This window comes from Pseudomonas sp. C9D1, assembly GCF_056491235.1.
In genome coordinates this window covers 984,701-1,006,740 of sequence record NZ_JBSZIE010000002.1, presented here as the reverse complement: position 1 = coordinate 1,006,740, position 22,040 = coordinate 984,701, and the positions used below count along the sequence as shown (strand labels likewise).

23 protein-coding genes are annotated in these 22,040 nt (G+C 66.7%); 11 read left to right on the top strand and 12 right to left on the bottom strand.

Features of this window, described 5'->3' with window-relative positions; all coding sequences use genetic code 11:
* Positions 1-7: 7 nt before the first annotated feature.
* Positions 8-916: a LysR substrate-binding domain-containing protein gene (locus ACXI0U_RS12850; protein WP_479550356.1), complete on the bottom strand. Its 909-nt coding sequence runs from the start codon at positions 914-916 to the stop codon at positions 8-10.
* 175 nt (positions 917-1,091) lie between these two features.
* Between ACXI0U_RS12850 and ACXI0U_RS12845 the strand changes: the two genes are divergently transcribed.
* The 3 genes from ACXI0U_RS12845 to ACXI0U_RS12835 all read left to right on the top strand — a co-directional run bounded on the left by ACXI0U_RS12845 (position 1,092) and on the right by ACXI0U_RS12835 (position 3,498).
* A complete protein-coding gene (locus tag ACXI0U_RS12845; RefSeq protein WP_021222174.1) occupies positions 1,092-1,598 on the top strand; it encodes a DUF1993 domain-containing protein in 507 nt (168 codons plus the stop codon).
* Between the two features lie 157 nt (positions 1,599-1,755).
* On the top strand, positions 1,756-2,763 hold the full coding sequence (locus ACXI0U_RS12840) for an alpha/beta hydrolase family protein (protein WP_479551096.1): 1,008 nt from the start codon (positions 1,756-1,758) through the stop codon (positions 2,761-2,763).
* 126 nt (positions 2,764-2,889) lie between these two features.
* Positions 2,890-3,498 (top strand): FMN-dependent NADH-azoreductase, encoded by a 609-nt coding sequence (locus ACXI0U_RS12835; RefSeq protein ID WP_021222172.1) that lies wholly within the window; start codon positions 2,890-2,892, stop codon positions 3,496-3,498.
* Positions 3,499-3,559: 61 nt separating this feature from the next.
* On the opposite strand, the gene ACXI0U_RS12830 is transcribed toward ACXI0U_RS12835, so the two are convergent.
* From ACXI0U_RS12830 to ACXI0U_RS12820, 3 genes are all read right to left on the bottom strand, one after another.
* The gene (locus ACXI0U_RS12830; RefSeq protein ID WP_021222171.1) at positions 3,560-4,921 is read right to left on the bottom strand and encodes a class II 3-deoxy-7-phosphoheptulonate synthase; all 1,362 of its coding nucleotides are present in this window, start codon (positions 4,919-4,921) and stop codon (positions 3,560-3,562) included.
* 78 nt (positions 4,922-4,999) lie between these two features.
* Positions 5,000-5,734, bottom strand: coding sequence for a sulfite exporter TauE/SafE family protein (locus ACXI0U_RS12825; protein WP_431484822.1), 735 nt, complete (start codon positions 5,732-5,734; stop codon positions 5,000-5,002).
* 1 nt (position 5,735) lies between these two features.
* Positions 5,736-7,064 carry a flavin-containing monooxygenase gene (locus ACXI0U_RS12820; RefSeq protein WP_374980518.1) on the bottom strand — a complete coding sequence of 443 codons (1,329 nt, stop codon included), beginning with the start codon at positions 7,062-7,064 and terminating at the stop codon, positions 5,736-5,738.
* A 175-nt stretch (positions 7,065-7,239) separates the two neighbouring features.
* Between ACXI0U_RS12820 and ACXI0U_RS12815 the strand changes: the two genes are divergently transcribed.
* Positions 7,240-7,986 (top strand): spermidine synthase, encoded by a 747-nt coding sequence (locus ACXI0U_RS12815; protein ID WP_021222168.1) that lies wholly within the window; start codon positions 7,240-7,242, stop codon positions 7,984-7,986.
* Here ACXI0U_RS12815 and ACXI0U_RS12810 read toward each other — a convergent pair.
* Both ACXI0U_RS12810 and ACXI0U_RS12805 read right to left on the bottom strand, forming a co-directional pair.
* Entirely contained in the window at positions 7,941-8,675 is a 735-nt protein-coding gene (locus ACXI0U_RS12810; protein ID WP_374980519.1) for an alpha/beta fold hydrolase, read from the bottom strand. The two genes, ACXI0U_RS12815 and ACXI0U_RS12810, sit on opposite strands and share 46 nt — an antisense overlap.
* A gap of 20 nt (positions 8,676-8,695) precedes the next feature.
* On the bottom strand, positions 8,696-9,487 hold the full coding sequence (locus tag ACXI0U_RS12805; protein WP_043243462.1) for a crotonase/enoyl-CoA hydratase family protein: 792 nt from the start codon (positions 9,485-9,487) through the stop codon (positions 8,696-8,698).
* A 362-nt stretch (positions 9,488-9,849) separates the two neighbouring features.
* Here ACXI0U_RS12805 and ACXI0U_RS12800 point away from each other — a divergent pair, with 362 nt between their 5' ends.
* Positions 9,850-11,532, top strand: a complete 1,683-nt coding sequence (locus tag ACXI0U_RS12800) for a DEAD/DEAH box helicase (RefSeq protein ID WP_423499696.1) — start codon at positions 9,850-9,852, stop codon at positions 11,530-11,532.
* A gap of 118 nt (positions 11,533-11,650) precedes the next feature.
* Here the strand turns inward: ACXI0U_RS12800 and ACXI0U_RS12795 are convergent, their stop codons facing one another.
* Positions 11,651-12,418: a DODA-type extradiol aromatic ring-opening family dioxygenase gene (locus tag ACXI0U_RS12795; protein WP_431484821.1), complete on the bottom strand. Its 768-nt coding sequence runs from the start codon at positions 12,416-12,418 to the stop codon at positions 11,651-11,653.
* 100 nt (positions 12,419-12,518) lie between these two features.
* On the opposite strand from ACXI0U_RS12795, the gene ACXI0U_RS12790 reads away from it, so the two are divergent.
* Entirely contained in the window at positions 12,519-13,175 is a 657-nt protein-coding gene (locus tag ACXI0U_RS12790; protein ID WP_374980521.1) for a thiopurine S-methyltransferase, read from the top strand.
* A gap of 59 nt (positions 13,176-13,234) precedes the next feature.
* Here ACXI0U_RS12790 and htpX read toward each other — a convergent pair whose 3' ends face one another.
* The 4 genes from htpX to ACXI0U_RS12770 form a co-directional block, all read right to left on the bottom strand.
* Positions 13,235-14,107 (bottom strand): protease HtpX, encoded by an 873-nt coding sequence (htpX, locus tag ACXI0U_RS12785; RefSeq protein WP_431484820.1) that lies wholly within the window; start codon positions 14,105-14,107, stop codon positions 13,235-13,237.
* Between the two features lie 85 nt (positions 14,108-14,192).
* The gene (locus ACXI0U_RS12780) at positions 14,193-14,645 is read right to left on the bottom strand and encodes a hypothetical protein (RefSeq protein ID WP_184488811.1); all 453 of its coding nucleotides are present in this window, start codon (positions 14,643-14,645) and stop codon (positions 14,193-14,195) included.
* Between the two features lie 2 nt (positions 14,646-14,647).
* The gene (locus ACXI0U_RS12775; protein ID WP_021217364.1) at positions 14,648-15,394 is read right to left on the bottom strand and encodes an SDR family NAD(P)-dependent oxidoreductase; all 747 of its coding nucleotides are present in this window, start codon (positions 15,392-15,394) and stop codon (positions 14,648-14,650) included.
* An 11-nt stretch (positions 15,395-15,405) separates the two neighbouring features.
* On the bottom strand, positions 15,406-16,617 hold the full coding sequence (locus tag ACXI0U_RS12770; protein WP_021217363.1) for a pyridoxal phosphate-dependent aminotransferase: 1,212 nt from the start codon (positions 16,615-16,617) through the stop codon (positions 15,406-15,408).
* A gap of 147 nt (positions 16,618-16,764) precedes the next feature.
* On the opposite strand from ACXI0U_RS12770, the gene msrB reads away from it, so the two are divergent.
* The 3 genes from msrB (at position 16,765) to ACXI0U_RS12755 (ending at position 18,222) form a co-directional block, all read left to right on the top strand.
* Positions 16,765-17,163 carry a peptide-methionine (R)-S-oxide reductase MsrB gene (gene msrB / locus ACXI0U_RS12765; protein WP_021217362.1) on the top strand — a complete coding sequence of 133 codons (399 nt, stop codon included), beginning with the start codon at positions 16,765-16,767 and terminating at the stop codon, positions 17,161-17,163.
* A gap of 106 nt (positions 17,164-17,269) precedes the next feature.
* Positions 17,270-17,755 carry a glutathione peroxidase gene (locus tag ACXI0U_RS12760; protein WP_021217361.1) on the top strand — a complete coding sequence of 162 codons (486 nt, stop codon included), beginning with the start codon at positions 17,270-17,272 and terminating at the stop codon, positions 17,753-17,755.
* Positions 17,752-18,222, top strand: a complete 471-nt coding sequence (locus ACXI0U_RS12755) for a MarR family winged helix-turn-helix transcriptional regulator (protein ID WP_350448346.1) — start codon at positions 17,752-17,754, stop codon at positions 18,220-18,222. Before ACXI0U_RS12760 ends, ACXI0U_RS12755 begins: the two co-directional genes overlap by 4 nt.
* Here ACXI0U_RS12755 and ACXI0U_RS12750 read toward each other — a convergent pair.
* A complete protein-coding gene (locus ACXI0U_RS12750; RefSeq protein WP_431484819.1) occupies positions 18,203-20,527 on the bottom strand; it encodes a response regulator in 2,325 nt (774 codons plus the stop codon). The two genes, ACXI0U_RS12755 and ACXI0U_RS12750, sit on opposite strands and share 20 nt — an antisense overlap.
* 97 nt (positions 20,528-20,624) lie before the next feature.
* On the opposite strand from ACXI0U_RS12750, the gene ACXI0U_RS12745 reads away from it, so the two are divergent.
* Both ACXI0U_RS12745 and ACXI0U_RS12740 read left to right on the top strand, forming a co-directional pair.
* On the top strand, positions 20,625-21,512 hold the full coding sequence (locus ACXI0U_RS12745) for an ATP-binding protein (RefSeq protein ID WP_479550355.1): 888 nt from the start codon (positions 20,625-20,627) through the stop codon (positions 21,510-21,512).
* Positions 21,509-21,991 carry a GAF domain-containing protein gene (locus ACXI0U_RS12740; RefSeq protein WP_479550354.1) on the top strand — a complete coding sequence of 161 codons (483 nt, stop codon included), beginning with the start codon at positions 21,509-21,511 and terminating at the stop codon, positions 21,989-21,991. Before ACXI0U_RS12745 ends, ACXI0U_RS12740 begins: the two co-directional genes overlap by 4 nt.
* Positions 21,992-22,040 lie beyond the last annotated feature (49 nt).

Genomic DNA, 22,040 nt, shown 5'->3' with positions numbered 1-22,040 from the left:
GCAAGGCTCAGATGGGCTGCAGCCCCTCGGCCTGGCACGCCTCGGCCAGGTGCTCGATCCAGGCGCGCACCGCCGGCAGCATGCCGCGCCGGTGGGTGTAGACCGCTTGCAGGTTGCCGCCCGGCAATTCCCAGTCCGGCAGCAGGCGCACCAGGGTGCCGGCCTCCAGTTCCTGCTGGCAGTTCATCTGCGGCAGCATGGTCATGCCCAGCCCCTGAAGCGCGGCGAGCTTGCGGATCTCGAAGTCCTCGATGCTCAGCCGGGCCTCCAGGACGATGTCGCGGCGGTTGCCCCGGCTGTCGCGCAGCAGGTAGTGCAGGCGGCGGTCGGTCTCCAGGGCGCCGAGGGCCGGCAGTTGCTGGAGGTCGTCCGGTGTCTTCAGGGTCACGCCCTCGAGCAGGCTCGGTGCGCACACCAGCATGGCGCGGGCGGGGCTCAGTTGGCGGCAGATCAGCGACGGGTCTTCGTCGTCCTGCTCGCGCACCCGCAGTGCCACGTCGACGCCTTCATTGACCAGGTCGATGCGGCGGTTGCTCAGCACCACCTCGAGCTGCACCTGGGGGTAGCGCAGCAGGAAGCTGGGGAACACATGGCGCAAGCGCATGCGTGCCACCTCGGTGGGGCAGGAGACGCGGATGCGTCCACGCGGTTCGCTGGTCAGCGAGGCCACCGCTTCGTCGGCCTGCTCGGCCTCCAGCAGCATCGCCTGGCAATGGCGCAGGTAGCGCTCGCCGACATCGGTCAGGGCCAGCTTGCGCGTGGTGCGTTGCAGCAGGCGGGCGCCCAGGCGGGTTTCCAGTTCGGCGATGCGGCGCGACAGGCGCGACTTGGGAATGCCCAGCAGGCGCCCGGCGGCCGCGAAGCCGCCGTGTTCGACGACTTTGGCGAAGTAGAAGAGGTCGTTGAGGTCTTGCATGAATGTCGTCCTGTGGAAGGGACGAACTATGGCATCGGCGGTGATTCAGGCGCCACGGATTTCGTCAGCGGGACAATCTCGCAGGCCTGCACAAGCCGCCCGCTGCGGGTGTATCGTGGAGCGGCGACCGGCACCTTCGCCCGGTCCATCCCCCTGCCATCACGGAGTCAGCACCATGTCCTTGTCCATGTACGAGGCTTCCATTCCTGTCTTCACCCGCATGCTCGGCAACCTGTCCACCATCCTCGACAAAGCCGCTGCCCACGCCGAAGCGCAGGGCATAGAGCCGGCCGTGTTCCTCAACTCGCGCCTGGCACCGGACATGTTCCCCCTGGTGCGCCAGGTGCAGATCGCCACCGACTCGGTAAAGGGCTGCGCAGCGCGCCTGGCGCAGCTGGAGGTGCCGTCCTACGCCGACACCGAGGCGAGCTTCCCGGAGCTGCAGGAGCGCATCGCCCGCACCCTCGGCTTCATCCAGGAAATCCGCCCGGAGCAGATAGATGGCAGCGAGGGCCGCACCGTGGTGCTGAAGATGCGTGGCAGCGAGGTGAGCTTCCCGGGGCAGGCCTTCCTGCTGAATTTCTCCCTGCCGAACTTCTATTTCCACATCACCACCGCCTACAACATCCTGCGCCACAACGGGGTGAAGATCGGCAAGATGGATTTCCTCGGCGGCGTCTGATCGCCCCTCCCGCGCCACGACTTGTGGCGTGATCCATGCAATGCATGTGGCGCCGGCGGATAGGCCGTCGGCGCTGCCGGCTCAAGGAACGAAGCAAGGCGCAATTGATGGCAGGCACGCCCGATTCCTGAACCTGGAACGGAAGGTGAGCACCATGTTGGTTCGTCTTTCTGCCGTACTGGCCCTGGCGTCGCTGCTGGCGACCCTCCCCGCATTCGGCGCGCAGGCGGTGGGCGTGCACCGCCTGGTTCTCGCCGACCCGGTGGACGGGCAGCGCGAGATGAGCGCCGTTGCCTTCTACCCTGCATCCGGCGAGCCGACCCGCACCGAGCTTGGCCTCTACCAGGTCGACGCCGGCATGGACGCCCCCATCGCCACCGGCCACTTCCCCCTGGTGCTGCTGTCCCACGGCAACGGCGGTTCGCCACTGGCCCATCACGATCTCGCCACCGCCCTGGCGCGCCGCGGTTTCGTCGTGCTGGCCGTGCTGCACACCGGCGACAACTACAAGGATCAGAGCCGCAGCGGCACCCTGAGCAACCTCTATGGGCGCCCGCTGCAGCTGACCGCCGCGATAGACGCCGCCGAGCAGGACGCACTGCTGGCCGGCAGCCTGGACACCGAGCGGGTCGGCGTGATCGGTTACTCGGCCGGCGGCGAGACGGCGCTGATTCTCGCCGGCGCCCAGCCCGAACCCGAGCGCCTGCGTGCCTACTGCCGGCAGTGGCCGGGCGACGATGACGCCTGCGGCCATGCCGGCGAGCTGATTTCCGACCGCGACGACCTCGAAGCCATTGCCGATTCCCGGGTCAGTGCGCTGATGCTGATGGCGCCGCTGGGCCTGATGTTCGGCCGCAAGGAACTCGAACCGGTGCAGGTACCGGTGCTGCTCTATTCCGGGGATGACGACCGCACCCTGCAACTGGAGCAGAACGCCGGGGCCTTGCAGCGCAGGCTGCCCAATCCCCCGGATTTCCGCCTGCTGCCGGGGGCGGGGCACTTCGTGTTCATGGCGCCGTGCTCGGCGGAGATGGACGCCATGCTGCCGCAGCTGTGCCAGGACGCCGAGGGCGTCGACCGGGTCGCCATCCACCGTCAGCTGAATGCCGAGGCGGTGCGCTTCTTCACCCAGACCCTGAGCGACCTGCAGACCTCGGCACGATGATCCGTAGGTTCGTCCTACCGATGAGACGGTGCATCGCATTTTTGCCGACTAATCAGGGTTTCGCTTCATGGATAGGATTCTCCTCACTTCGATCACATCCGGTGATCGCCAAATCAGGGGATACCCATGAAGCTTCTGCACCTTGACTCCAGCATCCTCGGCGACGCCTCCGCCTCCCGCCAACTGAGCGGTGCCGTGGTTCAGGCCTGGCAGGCCGCCGAGCCCGCCGCCCAGGTCAGCTACCGCGACCTCGCCACCGACGCCTATGCCCACCTTTCCGCAGCCAGCCTGGTGGCCGGCGGCACCCCGGCGGAACTGCGTGATGCCGCGCAGAAGGCTGAAGTGAAGCTGGCCGAGGAAACCCTCGCCGAATTCCTCGCCGCCGACGCCATCGTCATCGGTGCGCCCATGTACAACTTCACCGTGCCCACCCAGCTCAAGGCCTGGATCGACCGCATCGCCGTCGCCGGCAAAACCTTCGCCTACGACGAGAACGGCCCCAAGGGCCTCGCCGGTGGCAAGAAGGTGGTGATCGTTTCCACCGCCGGTGGTATCCACGCCGGCCAGGCCAGCGGCCAGGCCCATGAGGCCTACCTGCTGCAGGTGCTGGGCTTCCTCGGCATCACCGATATCGAGATCGTCCGCGCCGAAGGCCTGGCCTACGGCGAAGACCCCCGCGCCAACGCCATCAAGGGCGCCCAGCAGCGCATCGGCGAGCTGTTCATCGCCGCCTGAGCCCGCTGAAAACACGAAGCCCCGCATTGGCGGGGCTTCGTCGTTTCTGAAGGCTGTGCCGTCAGCGGCGGACCTGTTTCAGGGTCTCGGCGATGAGGAAGGCCAGCTCCAGCGACTGGTCGGCGTTGAGGCGCGGGTCGCAGTGGGTGTGGTAGCGGTCGGAGAGGCCATCCTCGGTGATGGGGCGGGCGCCGCCGATGCACTCGGTGACGTTCTGCCCGGTCATCTCGATGTGGATGCCGCCAGCGTGGCTGCCCTCGGCCTGGTGCACCTGGAAGAACTGCTTCACCTCGGAAAGGATGATGGCGAAGTCGCGGGTCTTGTAGCCGCTGGACGCCTTGATGGTGTTGCCGTGCATCGGGTCCGAACTCCACAGCACCTTGCGGCCTTCGGCCTGTACGGTGCGGATCAGCCGTGGCAGGTGCTCGCCGACCTTCTCGGCACCCATGCGCACGATGAGGTTGAGGCGGCCCGGGTCGTTGTCCGGGTTGAGGGTGTCGATCAGGCGGATCAGGTCCTCGCTGGGCATGCTCGGCCCTACCTTCACGCCGATGGGGTTCCCGACGCCCCGCAGGAACTCGACGTGGGCGCCGTCCAGCTGGCGGGTACGGTCGCCGATCCAGAGCATGTGCGCGGAGCAGTCGTACCAGCCGCCGGTGAGGCTGTCGCGGCGCACGAAGGCCTGCTCGTAGTTCAGCAGCAGCGCCTCGTGGGCGGTGAAGAAGCTGGCCTCGCGCAGTTGCGGGGCGGTGTCCAGGCCGCAGGCACGCATGAAGGCCAGGGTCTCGTCGATGCGGTCGGCGAGCTGGCTGTACTTCTCGGTCAGCGCCGAGTTGGCGATGAAGTCGAGGTTCCACTGGTGCACCTGGTGCACATCGGCGAAGCCGCCCTGGGCGAAGGCGCGCAGCAGGTTGAGGCTGGCGGTGGACTGGTGGTAGGCCTGCAGCAAACGCTCCGGGTCGGGAATCCGGCTGGCCGGGTCGAAGCCGATGCCGTTGACGATATCGCCGCGGTAGGCGGGCAGGGTGACGCCATTGATGGTTTCGTCATCGGCCGAGCGCGGCTTGGCGAACTGGCCGGCCATGCGCCCCACCTTCACCACCGGGCAGCCGGCGGCGAAGGTCATGACGATGGCCATCTGCAGCAACACCTTGAAGGTGTCGCGGATCTTCGCGGCGGAGAACTCGGCGAAGCTTTCCGCGCAATCGCCACCCTGGAGGAGGAAGGCGCGGCCTTCGGTCACTTCGCTGAACTGGCGGCGCAGCTCGCGCGCCTCACCGGCGAACACCAGGGGCGGGTAGCTGGCCAGGGTCTGCTCGACCTTGGCCAGGCGCGCGGCGTCCGGGTAGGTCGGTTGTTGCAGGATCGGCTTGGTTCTCCAGCTTTCCGGGCTCCAGTCTGCGCTGGACGACAAGTTGCTCATCAGGGTCTCGATCAGGGCTGTGTGGCGGATGGCGCATGGTAACCGAAAGGCCCCGCGCTGCCAGCGCCTGGCGGTGCTTCAGGCGTGCCAGGCCAGCAGCACGCCACAGAGGCACAGCAGCAGGTAGGTGAGGCTGCGGAAGTGCCGCTCGGCCACGCGGTGGTGCAGCCATTCTCCCGCCGCCACGCCCAGCACCAGCAGGGGCAGGTAGAGCGCCAGGTGGGGCAGGGCAGGAGCCAGGCGGCCATCCACCAGGAAGGCCAGGCTGAGCAGGCCGTTGAGGCTGAGCCAGACGCAGGCCAGGGTGGCCCGCAGGCGCGCCTTGCACAGCGGCGTGCCGGCCAGGGCGTAGACCAGCAGCGGGCCGCCCGAGGCGAACAGGCCATGGCAGATGCCGCCGGCACCGATCTGCAGGCGGGTCATCCAGGCGGGTGAATGGCCCCGTGGCCGTTCATGGCGCTGGCGCCACAGCTCGCGCAGGGCGAACCAGAGGATCAACACGCCGAAGCCCTGCTTCAGCGCGGCCACCTCGAGCCAGGGCAGCAGGGCGTAGCCGAGCAGGGTGCCGGCGAGCATCGCGGGGAGGATGCCGCCCAGCAGCAGCGGCCCGTCAGCCAGGTGCCGGTAGCGCCAGGCCAGGTAGCCGCTCATCAGCAGGTTCAGCGGCACCAGTACCGGCAGCAATTGGCCAATCGGCAGCAGCAGGGCGCCGAGGGACAGGGCCACCACCGTGCTGCCGAAGCCGGTGACGGCTTCCAGGCCATAGGCGAAGAGGATGAACAGGCCCAGCCAGAGCCAGGGATCGCCCGCCACCTCAGGCCAGGGCGCTGATGTCGGCGGGCTGTTCGCGCAGGTCGCGGCGCAGCTCGTCGATATGCCGTTTCACGCTGCTGCGGTAGCTGTCCTTGTGCACGTAGTAGGCCATGCGCTCCAGCTCCAGGTAGGCGTAACCGCCGTCCAGGCGCTGCCCGGCGCGCTCGGCCTTGAGGCGGCGGAAACGCTCGGCCGAGGCGCTGCCGGCCTGGCACTGGCGGATGAACAGCGCCACCAGTTCCGCCTGTTCGGCGCGGCCCTGCCAGCCGAGGCCGGAGGCTTCCACCATGCCCATCATGAACAGGTCGTCGTGCTGGGGATGGAAGATGTTCAGGTACAGCTGCGGCGCCCCGGCGCGCTCGGGCCAGTTCAGCTCCTCGCGGGCGATGAAGGGGTAGTCCAGCTTGTAGCCGGTGGCCTGGAGGATCAGGTCGTAGTCTGCGCGGCTGCCATCGCAGAAGACCGCCTGGCGGCCCTCGATGCTGGCCAGGTCCGGTCGCGCCTTGATGTCGCCATGGCCGAGGTGGTGCAGCACCAGGGAGTTCACCACCGGGTGGGATTCATAGAGGCGGTAGTCCGGGTCGGGCAGGCCGTAGTCGGAAGGCTTGCCGATCAGGGCGCGGATCAATGCGCCGTCGATGCGTTGCTTCAGTGCCCGCGGCAGTTTTACCGCGCCGCCGAAGGTGTCGATGGGGCGGCCGAGGAGGAACTTCGGCAGGAAGTAGTAGCCACGGCGTACCGAGATATCCACCGAGCGGGCGCGGTGCACGGCATCGACGGCGATGTCGCAGGCCGAGTTGCCGCAGCCGATCACCAGCACCCGCTTGCCCTCGAACAGGGCCGGGGAGCGGTAGTCGGCGGAGTGCAGCAGCTCGCCGTCGAAGCGGCCGGGCAGCTCCGGCTGGTTGGGCGCGTGCAGGGTGCCGTTGGCGATGAGCACGCCGTCCACCAGCCACTCGCGGCGTTCGCCGTTGCGCTCGCTGGTGAGCTTCCAGCCCTTTTCCCGGCGCTCCAGGGATTCCACGCGGGTGCCGAACTGGTAGTGCGCGCGCAGGCCGAAGTGCTGGGCGTAATCACGGAAATAGCGGCGCATCTCGCTGTGGTGCGGGTAGGGCGCCACGTCGTCGGCCATGGGGAACTCGCTGAACTCGGTGGTGCGCTTGGAGGAGATCAGGTGCGCGGACTCGTACATGGTGCTGTGGGGATTGTCGATGTCCCAGAGCCCGCCGACGTCCTCGTGCAGCTCGAAGCCGACGAAGGGGATTCCATGCTTCTGCAACTGGCGGGCCGCGCAAAGGCCCATGGGGCCGGCGCCGATGATGGCGTACATGAGTGGGATGCACCTCTTGGCTGTTATTCTTCTCGGGTTTTTTCGGGCAGCGCCTGGCGAGGCCTGCGGCATGCCCGGATTATGGCGAGGTGAGGGCACCTCGCTTCAATGGCAAACGGCGCCTTTGTGGCGTGCCCCTGGTGCGAAATGTCACGGGGCGGATTGGGGAGTGGTGATGCGCGAGGAGCGTTTGCTGGCAGAGGTGCATGACGAGTTCGGCGTCATCCGCGTGCTCGAGGTGGGTGACTACCGGTTTCTCGAATTCGGCGAGGCGGTGGAGCAGAGCTGCGTCTTCACGGCCGATCCCGCCTGGCTGGAGTACGACTACACCCGCGCCATGCTGCTGGGTGCGCTGTGCCACGAGTACCCGGAAAGCGCGCTGTTCCTCGGCCTGGGTGCCGGCACCCTGACCCAGGCGTGCATGAAATTCCTGCCGCTGGACGACGTCGAGGTGGTGGAGTTGCGCCCGGACGTGCCGCGCCTGGCCATGGAATACCTCGGCCTCGATGACGATCCGCGCCTCACCGTGCGCATCGGCGATGCCCTGGAGCTGCTGGAAACCGCCGAGACCGCCGACCTGATCTTCGTCGACCTCTATACCGACACGGGCCCGGGCGTCGGCCACCTGGCCTGGCGCTTCCTTGAAAACTGCCAGAAGCGCCTGAATCCCGGTGGCTGGCTGGTGATCAACCAGTGGGCCGGCAATGACGGCCGGCCGCTCGGCGCCGCGTTGCTGCGCGGGCTGTACCACCGGCATTACTGGGAGTGCCCGGTGAAGGAAGGCAACGTCATCCTTATCGTCCCCGCCGATCTCGAGCAGCAGCTCGACATCCGTACGCTCACCGCCCGTTGCGAGGCCCTGGCACCGCGCCTGGGCTACTCGCTGCAACCCCTGCTGGATGTGCTGCGCCCGGCGACCTGATCGCCCTGATCAGTGCCGACCGTCTTCGCGAAGTGCTCCAGCAGGCGGGCGGCGTAGTACGGCCGGGCTTGCAGCAGGCAGTGCGGGGCCTCCAGTTGCTGGCATTGAAAGTCCCCTGCGTGCTGTTCGATGAGGCGCGCGGCGTCCGCCGGTACCAGCCGATCGGCCGTCGCTTGCAGATAAAGCAGCGGCACCTGGATCTGTTGCAGGTGTGCGGTGGCATCCACCTCCAGCACCGCCCGCAGTCGGGCCCGCAGGGTTGTCGATGACAGTGGAGCCAGGGCGTCGACCAGTGCCTGGTCCAGCGCCGGGGTGGCGAACCTGCCGAGCAGCAATTGGCTCAGCAGGGCTCGCGGCGCCAACCGGGGAGACACCAGCGGCAGCAGGCCGCTCAGCCAGGCCAGGCCTGGACGAGGGTTGCGGATAAAGGTGCAGCAGAGCACCAGGCCCAGCAGCCCGGCCGGGCGCTCGGCTGCGAGGCTAACGGCAATGGGCCCGGAGAAGGATTCGCCGAGCAGGATGAACGGCCGGCCAGCGGGCAACTGCCGCCGGACCTGCTCTATCAATGGCCCATAACCCAGTGGTTGTTCCGGCGGGTAGCGCACGACCTGGGTGTGCAGGTCGGCACCCAGTGCCTGGATCAATGGGGCGAACAGCTCGCCGCTGCCGTCCATGCCCGGCAGCAGCACCAGCGTGATGCCCGACAGCTTCAGCGCCCCTTGAACTCGCCCGGGCGGCGTTCGAGCATTGCCCGGACGCCTTCCTGGGCATCTTCGGAGCCCAGCAGGCGCTTGGCGACCACGGACAGGTTGCGGGCGGCTGCTTCTTCGCCTTCGCTCACCGTCTGGCGCGCGGAGGCGAGGGTGGCCTGGATGCCGAGGGGCGCCTGGGCGGCCACCCGTTCGGCCAGCCAGAGTGCGCGGGGCATCAGTTCTTCACTGGCCAGCACCTCTTGCACCAGGCCCAGGCGGTAGGCCTCGTGGGCGTCGAATTCGTCGCCGGTCAGCAGCCAGCGCATGGCATTGCCCCAGCCCGCAGCCTGGTGCAGGCGCAGCGTGGCGCCGGCGAAGGGGAAGATGCCGCGTTGCACTTCCATCTGGGCGAAGCGGGTGTTGCTGGCGCACAGGTTGATGTCGGCCGCCAGCATCAGCTCGATGCCGATGGTGAAGCAGTAGCCCTGCACCGCCAGGATCAGCGGCTTGGACAGGCGCTTGCCGCCGAAGGTGCCCCAGGGGTCGACCGCACCATCGGGCAGCTGCCAGCCATTCCTGAAGGTTTCCGCGACATTGGCCAGGTCCAGCCCCGCAGTGAAGTGCTCGCCATGGGCGAACACCAATGCGCAGCGCGCCTCGTCGTCACGCTCGTACTCGCCCAGCGCCGTGACCAGGTCGTCGAGCATCGCCTGGTCGAAGGCGTTGCGCTTGGCGGTGCGGTCCAGTCCGAGCAGCAGGACGTGGCCGCGTTTCTCACGGCTTACGCGGCCAGGGGTGGCTTGGGTCATGGGGTGGGTCCTTTGGCGTGGGAGGGGCGGGGGCATGGAGGATATAGCCGGAGCGCCGGCCCTTGTCCACGAGGGAATGACCGTCCGGCGGCGTTGATGACGAACGTGTGAAAAACCCGCACGGCGGTCAGCTTTTTCCGGTATGATTCGCGCCGGCCTTAACTGGCCCCGTTCAGGAACTGCATTTTTCGAGGCATTCGCCTTCGGCTGCACCGTCCGCTACGCGGACTACCCTTGACGTTACATCCATATCAATAAGCAACTCGCAAATTCTCTCCCAGGCTGCCAGGGTGACCCACAAGGTCTTTCGGCATATGCAGCTCTGGGATTTGGGTCTTTGCGGATGCACATGAGGCAGACCCATGACCCAGGATATCGGCGGATTCGCCGCGCTCGGACTTCATCCCAATGTTCTCTCCGCCATCACGGCAGTGGGCTATGAAGAGCCATCCCCCATCCAGGCCCAGTCGATTCCGGTGATCCTCGCCGGTCACGACATGATTGGCCAGGCCCAGACCGGTACCGGCAAGACCGCAGCCTTCGCGCTGCCCATCCTTTCCCGTATCGATCCGGCCAAACGTGAGCCGCAGGCGCTGATCCTGGCACCGACCCGCGAGCTCGCACTGCAAGTCGCCACCGCTTTCGAAACCTACGCCAAGCAGATGCCCGGCCTGAGTGTGGTCGCCGTATACGGCGGCGCGCCCATGGGCCCGCAGCTCAAGGCCCTGCGCCAGGGCGCCCAGGTCATCGTGGCCACCCCCGGCCGCCTGTGCGACCACCTGCGCCGTGACGACCAGATGCTCACCACCGTGCAGCAGCTGGTACTGGACGAAGCGGACGAAATGCTCAAGCTCGGCTTCATGGACGACCTGGAAGTGATCTTCCAGGCCCTGCCGGAAAGCCGTCAGAGCGTGCTGTTCTCCGCCACCCTGCCGCCGTCGATCCGTTCGATCGCCGAGCGTCACCTGAAAGAGCCGCAGCACGTCAAGATCGCCGCCAAGACCCAGACCGTGGCCCGCATCGAGCAGGCTCACCTGATGGTCCACGCCGACCAGAAGGTTGGTGCCGTGCTGCGCCTGCTGGAAGTCGAGGAGTTCGACGCCCTGATCGCCTTCGTGCGCACCAAGCAGGCCACCCTGGACCTGGCCTCCGCCCTGGAAGCCAAGGGCTACAAGGCTGCCGCGCTGAACGGCGACATCGCCCAGAACCAGCGTGAGCGCGTGATCGAGTCCCTCAAGGACGGTCGCCTGGACATCGTCGTCGCCACCGACGTCGCTGCCCGTGGTATCGACGTACCGCGCATCACTCACGTACTGAACGTGGACATGCCGTACGACCCCGAGTCCTACGTGCACCGTATCGGCCGTACCGGTCGTGCCGGTCGCGAAGGCCGTGCCCTGCTGCTGGTTACCCCGCGCGAGCGCCGCATGCTGCAGGTGATCGAGCGCGTGACCAACCAGAAGGTCGCCGAAGTACGCCTGCCCAACGCCCAGCAAGTGCTGGATGCGCGCATCAAGAAGCTGACCACCGGCCTCGCGCCCCTGGTCGCCGATGCCGAAGCCACCCATGGTGAGCTGCTGGATCGCCTGATCGCCGACATCGGTTGCAGCCCGCGTGCCCTGGCCGCAGCCCTGCTGCGCAAGGCCACCAATGGCCAGGCGCTGAACCTCGCCGACGTCGAGCGCGAGCAGCCGCTGGTGCCGAGCGCCTCGCAGCCGCGTGAGCGTCGCGAGCGTGATGGCGAGCGCCCGTCCGGTGAGCGTAGCGAGTACCGCGAGCGTCGTGCTCCGCTGCCGCTGACCGAAGGCCGCGTGCGTTGCCGCACCGCGCTGGGGACTCGCGACGGCATCGCCGCGAAGAACCTGCTCGGCGCCATCCTCAATGAGGGTGGTCTGGCACGTGACGCCATCGGCCGCATCCAGATCCGCGAGACCTTCAGCCTGATCGAGCTGCCGGAAGACGGCCTGGATCGCCTGCTGGGCAAACTCAAGGACACCCGCGTCGCGGGCAAGTCCCTGAAGCTGCGCCGCTACCGCGAAGACTGATCAGCGTCTGACGAAAAAGCCCCGCAATAGCGGGGCTTTTTTATGGGCGACAGCTGGGGGTTGGCACTCCTGTAGGGGCGAATTCATTCGCCCAAGGCTGCAGGGCGGCCCCGGGGCCTCAACCGAACCTATAGATATCCATCCCCAGCGCGCCGAGGGTGAAGCCGCTGTGCTCCACCTTGAAATCCCCGCCGGCGCCCCGGGCGAAATACAGCGGCAGCAGGTGTTCGTCGCTGGGGTGGCTGCGGCGGGCGTGGGGAGCCTGGGTGCGGTAGTCGTGCAGGGCCTGCTCGTCGCCGGCCTCCAGGCGTTCCACCATCCAGTCGCGGAATTCCAGGGCCCAGGGCGTGATCACTTCCGGCCCGGCGCGCCAGTTCAGTTCGCCGAGGTTGTGAGTGATGCTGCCGGAGCCGATCAGCAGCACGCCGCGTTTGCGCAGGGCGGCCAGGGCGTGGCCGATCCGGGTCTGGAAGGTGGGGCCCAGGCGGCTGGGCAGGGACAGTTGCAGCACCGGGATATCGGCTTCGGGGTACATCAGCGCCAATGGCACCCATACGCCGTGATCCATGGGCCGCTGCGGGTCGATGGCGGCCTCCAGGCCGTTGTCGCGCAGCAGTTGCTGCACCTCCCCGGCTAGCTCCGGGGTGCCGTGGGCGGGGTACTGCACCGCGTAGAGTTCGGGCGGGAAGCCGTAGAAGTCGTGCCAGGTCTCCAGCTGCGTGCCGCCGCTGATCGCCAGGCGTTCGCTTTCCCAGTGGGCGGACACCACCAGGATCGCCTCCGGGCGCGGCAGCTCGCGCGCCAGCCGCGCGAGCGCGGGGCCGCTGGCGCCGGGTTCGAGGGCGAGCATCGGGGAACCATGGGATATGAAAAGACTGGGCAGCATCTGGCGTTTCCTCCGTTAGGATGGGCGCCATATTCGGGGCTGGACGTATCGACATCCAGCATAAATTCTTGAGTGTTCCTATCGAATCGGCAGGTGGATTGTGCACGAGAGTTTCTGGCAGGACAGATGGGCCAACGACCAGATCGGTTTTCATCTGGATGAGGTCAACCCTTACCTGCAGCAGTATTGGTCGTCGCTTGGCCTGGCCCGGGGCTCGCGGGTGCTGGTGCCGCTGTGCGGCAAGAGCCTGGACCTGGTCTGGCTGGCTGCCCAGGGCCATCGGGTGCTGGGCGTGGAGCTGGCAGAGAAGGCGGTGACGGACTTCTTCGAAGAGCAGGGCCTGGTGCCCGAGGTGAGCGAGGAGGGTGCCTTGCGCCGTTACCGCGCGGGCGGCATCGACATCCTCCAGGGGGATTTCTTCGCCCTGGATGCGCAAGAGGTCGCAGACTGTGGCGGGCTCTACGACCGCGCCGCGCTCATCGCCCTGCCGCCGGAGATGCGTGAGCGCTATGTGGCGCACCTCGCGGCGATACTCCCGGCCCACTGCGAGGGGCTGGCGGTGACCCTGGAGTACGACCAGCAGCGCCTGGACGGCCCGCCGTTCTCGGTGCCGGAAGCGGAGGTACGCCAGCGCTTCGAGCCCCTCTGGAGCGTGGCGCTGCTGGAGCGCCAGGACGTGCTGGAGAAGAACTGGAAGTTCGCCTCCCGTGGACTGGACGCGCTGTTCGAGCCGGTGTTCCGCTTGCACCGGTCCTAGCGGTTTATTGCTGGCATGAAAAAGGCGGCCGATTGGCCGCCTTTTTCGTTTGCCGTGTATCAACCGCGGCGGCGCAGGGCCTCGATGCGGTCTTCCAGGGGCGGGTGGCTCATCAGCAGGCCGGCGAGGCCGTTCTTCAGGCCACCGTTGATGCCGAAGGCGGTGAGGCTGTCGGGCATCTGCACCGGCACGCCCTGTTCGGCACGCAGGCGCTGCAGGGCACCGATCATGGCGTTGGTGCCGGCCATCTGGGCGCCGGCTTCGTCGGCACGGTATTCGCGCTTACGCGAGAACCACATGACGATGATGCTGGCGAGGATGCCCAGGACCAGCTCGGCGAAGATGGTCGCCACGAAGTAGCCGATGCCGTGACCTTCCTCGTTCTTCAGGATCACCTTGTCGACGAAGTTGCCGAAGATGCGCGCGAAGAACATCACGAAGGTGTTCACCACGCCCTGGACCAGCGCCAGGGTGACCATGTCGCCGTTGGCCACGTGGCCGATCTCGTGGGCCAGCACGGCCTTCACTTCATCGGGTGAGAAGCGCTCCAGCAGGCCCTGGCTCACGGCGACCAGTGCGTCGTTGCGGTTCCAGCCGGTGGCGAAGGCGTTGGCCTCGTAGGCGGGGAAGATGCCGACTTCCGGCATCTTGATCCCGGCTTCACGGGACAGTTGCTCCACGGTCTGCAGCAGCCACTGTTCGTGGCGGGTGCGGGGCTGGGTGATGATTTCGGTGCCGGTGCTCATCTTCGCCATCCACTTGGAGATGAACAGCGAGACCAGGGAGCCGGCGAAACCGAACACGGCACAGAACACCAGCAGGCTGCCGTAATTCTGGCCGGTGAAGCGGTCTACGCCCAGCAGCTTGAGGGTGATGCTGGCGATCACCAGAACTGCAAGGTTGGTGGCCACGAACAACAGGATGCGCATCATGGTTAAAGCGGTCTCCTCAGGGAAAGACGGTGTAATGCGGGGTTATATAAGGTGCGCCAGAGGCCTATTCAACCTGGGCTCTATTTCAAACTGTGTCGCCTGCGGCATTGCCGGCTCCGGCGAAGAGCAGCCGGGTGAGGCGGGCGGTGCGTTCGCTGTTGCGGCTGGCCAGCGCTTCGCGCAGTTGGTGGGCGAGGGTTGAGTGAACCCGGCGCACGCTGGGTGGCAGTTCGTCGTCGCTGCGCACGACGTGGGGCAGGGTGCGGGACAGGCGCAGGAAGCCTTTTTCGCTGAGCACGGCCTGGTCCAGCGCCTCGTAGCGAATGGCGCTTTCGTAGCGGATGTAGCCTTCCTCGGCCAGCCAGATCAGGGCCCCGAGGCAGCTCTGGTGGCGCTTGCTGGGCAGGCCGAACTCGTCCGGTTCCTCGTGGCCGATCAGGTCCTCGATATAGAGGGCGACCTTGCGCGGGAAGGCCTGGTAGAGCATCAGCATGCCGGCCGCGCAGTCCTTGTAGAAATCGTCGATCTGCAGGTCCATGGTTACAGCGCCCTGGCGATCAGCGAGGTGGGCAGCAGCGGCAGCAGGCGGCCGATCAGGGCCCAGGGCCAGCCGGGTACATAGGCGCTGCGAGTGCGTTTCTCGATGTGTCGGGCGATCAGTGCGGCGCCTCGCTCGACGTCGATGAGGAAGGGACGGGGCCCGGCATCCTGGTTGATCGGCGTGTCGATGTAGCCGGGCAGCAGCAGGGTGGTGGCGATGGGGCTGCGGTGCAGTTCCAGCTCCAGGGATTCCATGTAGCTGATCAACCCGGCCTTGCTCGCCGAATAGCCCGCGGTGGCGGGCAGGCCGCGTTTGCCGGCGACCGAGGCGATGGCGATGAGGTGGCCGTGGCCCTGCTCGCGGAACAGCTCGGCGGCGGCATCCAGGCAGGCGATGGCGCCGAGCAGGTTGGTTTCCAGGGTCTGCCGGTAGCGCTCGAAACGGCCGCTGCCGGCCTTGCCCGCGAGCCCCATGCCGGCATTGGCAATCAGCCCGTCGAGGCCGCCCAGGGCGTTCTGCGCCAGGCCTACGGCGTCCTTGCAGGCGGCGTAGTCGGTGACGTCCAGCGGCAGCACGGCGATGGTGCGGCCGTACTGGCTGCGCAGCTCTTCGGCCAGTTGCTGCAGGGTTTCCTCGCGCCGCGCGGCGAGGGCGAGGTCATGCCCCTGGCTGGCGAGGCGCCGGGCCAGGGCCATGCCGATGCCGGAGCTGGCACCGGTGAGCAGGTAGCGTCTGGCCTGGCCCATGCTGGCGTTCCTTACTGGCGATAGGATTTGAGGAAGTTGCCGATGCGGCCGATGGCCTGTTCCAGGTCGTCGACGCGGGGCAGGGTGACCACGCGGAAGTGATCCGGCCAGGGCCAGTTGAAGGCGGTGCCCTGGACGATCAGCAGCTTCTCGGAGAGCAGCAGGTCGAGGACGAACTTCTCGTCGTTGACGATGGGGCAGACCTTCGGGTCGATGCGCGGGAAGGCGTAGAGCGCGCCCATGGGCTTGACGCAGCTGACGCCGGGGATGTCGTTGAGCAGCTCCCAGGTGCGGTTGCGTTGCTCCAGCAGGCGGCCGTTGGGCAGGACCAGGTCGTTGATGCTCTGGTAGCCGCCGAGGGCGGTCTGGATGGCGTGCTGGCTCGGCACGTTGGCGCACAGGCGCATGTTGGCGAGGATGTCGATGCCTTCGATGTAGCTCTGCGCACGCTGCTTGGGCCCGGAGATGGCGACCCAGCCGGAGCGGAAGCCGGCCACGCGGTAGGACTTGGACAGGCCGTTGAAGGTCAGGCAGAGCACGTCCGGCGCCAGGGAGGCGGTGGAGATGTGCACGGCTTCGTCATAGAGGATCTTGTCGTAGATCTCGTCGGAGAAGAGCACCAGGTTGTGCTGGCGGGCCAGCTCGACCATCCCTTCCAGCAGCTCCTTGGAGTAAACGGCGCCGGTGGGGTTGTTGGGGTTGATGATCACCATGGCCTTGGTGTTCGGGGTGATCTTGGCCTTGATGTCTTCGAGGTCGGGGAACCAGTCGGCCTGCTCGTCGCACAGATAGTGCACCGGCTTGCCGCCGGCCAGGCTCACGGCGGCGGTCCACAGCGGATAGTCGGGCGCCGGGATCAGCACCTCGTCACCGTTGTTGAGCAGCGCCTGCATGCACATGACGATCAGCTCGGACACGCCGTTGCCGAGGTAGATGTCCTCGATGCCGATGCCTTCCACCTGCTTCTGCTGGTAGTACTGCATCACCGCCTTGCGCGCGCTGAACAGGCCCTTGGAGTCGCTGTAGCCCTGGGCGGTGGGCAGGTTGCGGATCACGTCCTGGAGGATTTCCTCCGGGGCTTCGAAACCGAACGGCGCCGGGTTGCCGATGTTCAGCTTGAGGATGCGATGGCCTTCCTCTTCCAGGCGTTTGGCGTGCTTGAGCACGGGCCCGCGGATGTCGTAGCAGACGTTGGCGAGCTTGTTCGATTTGCTGACCTGCATGGTTGTTCGTGTCCCGATCTGAGGAAACTGCGCCTTGGCAGCCTGTAACGCCGCTGCCAGACTGGCGTCTAAAGCCACGCATGATACGTGCGGCCCGATGACCGGAAAAGGTACTGGTCGGGCTTTTTTCCGTAGCCGAGGTGACCCATGGAAAAGCTGGACAAACCCCTAGAATCCTGGCGTGAAGAGCTGAGCGAAGCGCAGTTCCACGTCTGTCGCCTGGGGGGCACCGAACGCCCCTTCACGGGGGAATACAACGGCACCAAGACGCCGGGTATCTACCACTGCTCATGCTGTGGGGCGGCGCTGTTCGACTCCGATGCCAAGTACGACTCCGGCAGTGGCTGGCCGAGCTACTTCCAGCCGGTGGATGACGTTTCGGTGGCCGAGAAGGAAGATTTCAGCCACGGCATGCACCGTATCGAGGTGCGTTGCGCCCGCTGCGACGCTCACCTTGGCCACGTGTTCCCGGATGGCCCGCGCCCGACCGGGCTGCGCTACTGCATCAACTCGGTGTCGCTGAAGCTGGTGCCGCGCGAAGCCTGATCCATAAGACCCGCTAATGAGCGGGTCTTTTTGTGGCAATTAAATTGCGTGCAATTTAATTGCAAGCTATCTTCCTGCCGTCATTCCTTCCTCCAGGTGAAAGTCCATGAGCAGCAAGCTTTTCGATATCCCCGTCACCACCATCAAGGGCGAGCAGAAGACCCTCGCCGACTTCGGCGGCAAGGCCGTGCTGGTGGTCAACACCGCGAGCAAGTGCGGCTTCACCCCGCAGTACAAGGGGCTGGAGAGCATCTGGCAGCAATACAAGGACAAGGGGCTGGTGGTGCTCGGCTTCCCCTGCAACCAGTTCGGCAAGCAGGAGCCGGGCGACGAGGGCGCCATCTCCGAGTTCTGCGAATTGAACTTCGGCGTCAGCTTCCCGCTGTTCAAGAAGATCGACGTCAATGGCTCCGACGCCCATCCGCTCTACGTCGAACTGAAAAGCCGCGCGCCGGGCCTGCTGGGCAGCAAGGGCATCAAGTGGAACTTCACCAAATTCCTGATCGATGGCGAAGGCCGCGAGGTTAAGCGTTTTGCGCCGACCACCAAGCCGGAAGACCTGGCCACCGAGATCGAAGCGCTGCTGAAATGACCCCACCAGCCCTGCCCGACGCCGACCTGCTGCTGGACAACCAGCTGTGCTTCAAGCTGTACGCCGCGTCGCGCGCAGTGATCCGGGGCTACCGGCCGATGCTGGACCAGCTCGGCCTGACCTACCCGCAGTACCTGGTCATGCTGGTGCTCTGGGAATGGCATGCCAAGCCGCCCGAGCAGCCCACGGTCAAGGCCCTGGGGGAGCGTCTGATGCTGGATTCCGGCACCCTCACGCCACTGCTCAAGCGCCTGGAGCAGCTCGGCCATGTGCAGCGCCGCCGGGCGGCCCATGACGAGCGCGAGGTGCACCTGGCGCTGAGTGAAGCGGGTATCGCGCTGCGCGAGCAGGTATCGGCATTGCGCACCGAACTGCTGTGCAGCAACGGTCTGGACCTCAACGAGATGGTGGAGCTGCGCGGTCGCCTGGCCGAGCTGCTCGGCCGCTTCACTGGGCTGGCTGGGTAGTCGGCAGCCAGTTGTCCAACAGGGCGACCAGCTCTTCACGGCGGAAGGGTTTGGCCAGGTAGTCGTCCATGCCGGCGGCGCGGCAGCGTTCGCGTTCGTCCGGCAGGGCGTTGGCGGTCAGCGCCACCACCGGCAGGCCCGGCCAGTTGCCGCTCTGGCGGATGCGCCGGGTGGCTTCATAGCCATCCATGATCGGCATGTTGCAGTCCATCAGCACCAGGTCCACCGGGTGTTCCGCGAGCATCTGCAGCGCTTCACCGCCATGGGCGGCGACCAGCACTTCACAACCCAGCTTGCCGAGCATGCCCTTGGCCACCAGTTGGTTCACCGCGTTGTCTTCCACCAGCAGCACCCGTGCCGAGCGCGCCAGCCGTTGCTTGGGCGTGGGGCTGGGCGCCGGCTCCTCCGGCAGTTGCTGCAGGCTGCGGCGCAGTGCCTGGTAGAGCGCCGAGCGCGCCAATGGCCGCGCCAGTTGCTGCAGCGGCGCCAGGGGCGTGGCCTGTTCGGCCTGGATGAAGTTGCCGTAGCCGGTGATCAGCAGGATCGGTGCCGCGCTCTCGTCGCGCAGACGCTGCAGTTGTTCCGGCGAGTCGGTGATGATCTGGTCGAACACCTGGCCTGCCAGGCTGGTATCGACATCGCTTCGTTGGTAGTTGATGCCCCAGGCCGGCAGCCAGGTCTTCAGCAGTTCGGCCAGGCCGCTACCGGCGGCGCACAGCGCGATGACGCGCCCCTGCAGCGCCGGTGCCGGCGTGGCATCGGCATGGCTGGCCAGCGGCAGCTCGGCACTGAACAGGCTGCCGATGCCTTCTTCGGAACGCACTTGCAGCTTGCCGTCCATGGCTTCGCAAAGCCGACGGGTGAGGGCGAGGCCGAGGCCCGTGCCACCGAACTGCCGGGTGATGCCGGCGCCGGCCTGGGCGAAGGGCTGGAACAGCTTGGGCATGGCATCGCTGGAGATGCCGATGCCGGTGTCGCGGACGCCGATCAGCACACCCTCGGCGGTGGGTGTGACGCGCAGGTCGACGCGGCCGAAGCGGGTGAACTTGAGGGCGTTGGACAGCAGGTTGCTGACGATCTGGCGCACGCGGGTCGGGTCGCCCACCACCAGGGCCGGTAGGCGCGGGTCGATCAGGCAGCTCAGCTCCACGCCCGGGGCGGCGTTCTGCGACAGCAGGCTGGCGGTGTCTTCCACCAGCACGCCGAGGTCGAAGGGGATGGCTTCCAGCTCCAGCTGGCCGGCCTCGAACTTGGACAGGTCGAGGATGTCGTTGAGCAGTTCCACCAGCACGTTGCCGGAGTCGTGGGCGATGGTGAGCTGCTGGCGTTGCTCGGCGTTCAGCGGGCTGTCCAGGGTCAGGGCGAGCATGCCCAGCAGGCCGTTGAGCGGGGTGCGGATCTCGTGGCTCATGTTGGCCAGGAAGGCGGCACGGGCCTGGGCCGTTTCAATGGCGTGGGTGCGGGCCATGTCCAGCTCCTGGTTGGACTGGCTGAGGCGGCTGTTGGTGGCCTTCAGTTCGGCGGTGCGCGCCGAGACGATGTTCTCCAGCTCCGCCAGGTACTGGGTGAGCCTGTCTTCGGCGTCGCGGCGTTGCTCCATCTCGGCGAAGAGGTTCGCCAGTTGCCGGTTGATCACGTCCACCAGGACGCCGATCTCGTCCTGCTCGTGGCCGGGGGGGCAGGGCAGGCGGTTGTCCACCGGGCTGCGCGAGTCGCCTTCGCTGAGGGCACGGATCAGCCCCACCAGCGGCTTGGTGAGCATGCTGTAGAAGAGCACCAGGAGGATCAGCGACAGCAGCAGGCTGCGCACGAACCCGGAGATCAGGGTGAGCATGGAGCGCCGCAGAAAGTGGTTGCCGAAGGCGAAGGTGTCCACTTCCAGGCGCAGCAGGCCCAGGGTTTCCGCGGGGGCGTGGGCGATGTAGAGCGGGTCCTGGAAATCCCGGCGCTCACCGAAGAGGAAGTCGCTGAAGATGCGGTAGTCGCTCTCGGTGCGCGGGCGGCTGACGCTGGCGAGCACGGTGCCGCTGTTGTCGATGATCTCGGCGCGGATCACCGCCGGCGAACGCAGCAGCCCCAGCACCAGTTCCTGGGCCAGTTCGGCGTCGATGTTGTAGGCGATGCGGGCGGCGGGGTTGTGGCTGATTTCCAGCAGCGCATTGATCTCGCGCTCCAGCGAGGCGTTCTCGCTGGCGTAGTCGATGCCGACCTGAATGATGCTGAGAAGGGTCCCGAGTACGAACGCCACCAGCACAGTGATGCTGGCCTGTTTGAACGACAGGCGTTGGGTTAGCGGGATATCCATGGGCGTGAAGATTTGGCCTTGTTCCGTGGGCTTGCCAAGCATAGCCTATCCCACCTGCTGACAGCCCGGCTCTCCGAGCTGAACCAAGGAGTTTATTGTGGATTCCCGTTTGATCGACTTCCTGGAGCGCGCCGATGCGGTACTCGCGCGCCTCGATCCCCTGCTGCCGGCGCTGCGCCCGGCCATTGACTGGCAGGACTGCATCGCCGCCCGCTGGCACCGCGAGGGGCGCGGCGGTTACCTGCAACCCCTGCAGGTGAGCCTGGATCTCAACCTCACCGACCTGATCGGCGTCGATGCCCAGCGCGAGCAGCTGGCGCGCAACACCCGCCAGTTCGTCGATGGCCTGCCGGCCAACCACGCATTGCTCTGGGGCGCCCGTGGCACGGGTAAATCCTCCCTGGTGCGTGCTCTGCTGGCCGAGCATGCCGGTGCCGGCCTGCGCCTGATCGAGATCGAGCGCGACCACCTTGCCGACCTGCCGCGCGTGGTGGAGCAGGTGGCCAAGCTGCCGCAGCGCTTCGTGATGTTCTGCGACGACCTCTCCTTCGAGGCCGGCGAGGGCGATTACCGCGTACTCAAGAGCGTGCTCGACGGCTCGCTGGAGCGTGCGCCGGACAACGTGCTGCTCTACGCCACCTCCAACCGCCGCCACCTGGTGCCGGAGAAGCAGAGCGACAACGAGCATTGGCAGATGGTCGACGGCGAGCTGCACCCCAATGAGGCGGTGGAAGACAAGATCGCCCTGTCCGACCGCTTCGGCCTCTGGTTGTCCTTCTACCCCTTCACCCAGGAGCACTTCCTGGCCGTGGTGCGCCACTGGATCGAGACCCTGGCGCCCCGTGACCTGGCCTGGGAATGGGATGAAGAGTTGGAAAAAGCGGCCATCCGCTGGGCCCTCGGGCGTGGCAACCGCAATGGCCGTTGTGCCTATCAATTCGCCCGCCAATGGGTTGGCCGGGCGCTGCTGGAGACTTCCCGATGATCGACCTGCAACAGACCGGTGCCGGCCTCGAGGGCTATGCCCTGCTGGCCGCCCAGCTGGAGTCGTTGCTCGCCGACGAGCGCGACTTCATCGCCAATGCCTCGCAATTCTCGGCCTTCCTCTATAACGAGCTGCCGGAGCTGAACTGGGCGGGCTTCTACCTGAACAAGCAGGAGCAGCTGGTGCTCGGGCCCTTCCAGGGCAAGGTTGCCTGCGTGCGCATTCCGTTCAGTCGGGGTGTGTGTGGCGCCGCCGCGCGCACCCGCGAGACCCAGCGCGTGGAGGATGTGCACGCCTTCCCCGGGCATATAGCCTGTGACAGCGCGTCCAACAGCGAGCTGGTGGTGCCCCTGGTGAAAGACGGTGCGCTGATCGGCGTGCTCGACCTCGACAGCCCGAGCGTTGGCCGCTTCAGTGAGGCGGACCAGGCCGGCATCGAGAACCTGGCGGCGATCTTCCTGCGCCTGACCGACTGCTGATCGGTCGCGCCATGAAAAAGCCCGGCAAGTGCCGGGCTTTTTCGTTTCT

What these genes read in the sequence shown, in the direction of transcription:
- ACXI0U_RS12850 (WP_479550356.1), bottom strand. Translation starts at nt 916, where the DNA reads ATGCAAGACCTCAACGACCTCTTCTACTTCGCCAAAGTCGTCGAACAC.
- ACXI0U_RS12845 (WP_021222174.1), top strand. Translation starts at nt 1,092, where the DNA reads ATGTCCTTGTCCATGTACGAGGCTTCCATTCCTGTCTTCACCCGCATG.
- ACXI0U_RS12835 (WP_021222172.1), top strand. Translation starts at nt 2,890, where the DNA reads ATGAAGCTTCTGCACCTTGACTCCAGCATCCTCGGCGACGCCTCCGCC.
- ACXI0U_RS12830 (WP_021222171.1), bottom strand. Translation starts at nt 4,921, where the DNA reads ATGAGCAACTTGTCGTCCAGCGCAGACTGGAGCCCGGAAAGCTGGAGA.
- ACXI0U_RS12820 (WP_374980518.1), bottom strand. Translation starts at nt 7,064, where the DNA reads ATGTACGCCATCATCGGCGCCGGCCCCATGGGCCTTTGCGCGGCCCGC.
- ACXI0U_RS12815 (WP_021222168.1), top strand. Translation starts at nt 7,240, where the DNA reads ATGCGCGAGGAGCGTTTGCTGGCAGAGGTGCATGACGAGTTCGGCGTC.
- ACXI0U_RS12805 (WP_043243462.1), bottom strand. Translation starts at nt 9,487, where the DNA reads ATGACCCAAGCCACCCCTGGCCGCGTAAGCCGTGAGAAACGCGGCCAC.
- ACXI0U_RS12800 (WP_423499696.1), top strand. Translation starts at nt 9,850, where the DNA reads ATGACCCAGGATATCGGCGGATTCGCCGCGCTCGGACTTCATCCCAAT.
- ACXI0U_RS12795 (WP_431484821.1), bottom strand. Translation starts at nt 12,418, where the DNA reads ATGCTGCCCAGTCTTTTCATATCCCATGGTTCCCCGATGCTCGCCCTC.
- htpX (WP_431484820.1), bottom strand. Translation starts at nt 14,107, where the DNA reads ATGATGCGCATCCTGTTGTTCGTGGCCACCAACCTTGCAGTTCTGGTG.
- ACXI0U_RS12780 (WP_184488811.1), bottom strand. Translation starts at nt 14,645, where the DNA reads ATGGACCTGCAGATCGACGATTTCTACAAGGACTGCGCGGCCGGCATG.
- ACXI0U_RS12775 (WP_021217364.1), bottom strand. Translation starts at nt 15,394, where the DNA reads ATGGGCCAGGCCAGACGCTACCTGCTCACCGGTGCCAGCTCCGGCATC.
- ACXI0U_RS12770 (WP_021217363.1), bottom strand. Translation starts at nt 16,617, where the DNA reads ATGCAGGTCAGCAAATCGAACAAGCTCGCCAACGTCTGCTACGACATC.
- msrB (WP_021217362.1), top strand. Translation starts at nt 16,765, where the DNA reads ATGGAAAAGCTGGACAAACCCCTAGAATCCTGGCGTGAAGAGCTGAGC.
- ACXI0U_RS12760 (WP_021217361.1), top strand. Translation starts at nt 17,270, where the DNA reads ATGAGCAGCAAGCTTTTCGATATCCCCGTCACCACCATCAAGGGCGAG.
- ACXI0U_RS12755 (WP_350448346.1), top strand. Translation starts at nt 17,752, where the DNA reads ATGACCCCACCAGCCCTGCCCGACGCCGACCTGCTGCTGGACAACCAG.
- ACXI0U_RS12750 (WP_431484819.1), bottom strand. Translation starts at nt 20,527, where the DNA reads ATGGATATCCCGCTAACCCAACGCCTGTCGTTCAAACAGGCCAGCATC.
- ACXI0U_RS12740 (WP_479550354.1), top strand. Translation starts at nt 21,509, where the DNA reads ATGATCGACCTGCAACAGACCGGTGCCGGCCTCGAGGGCTATGCCCTG.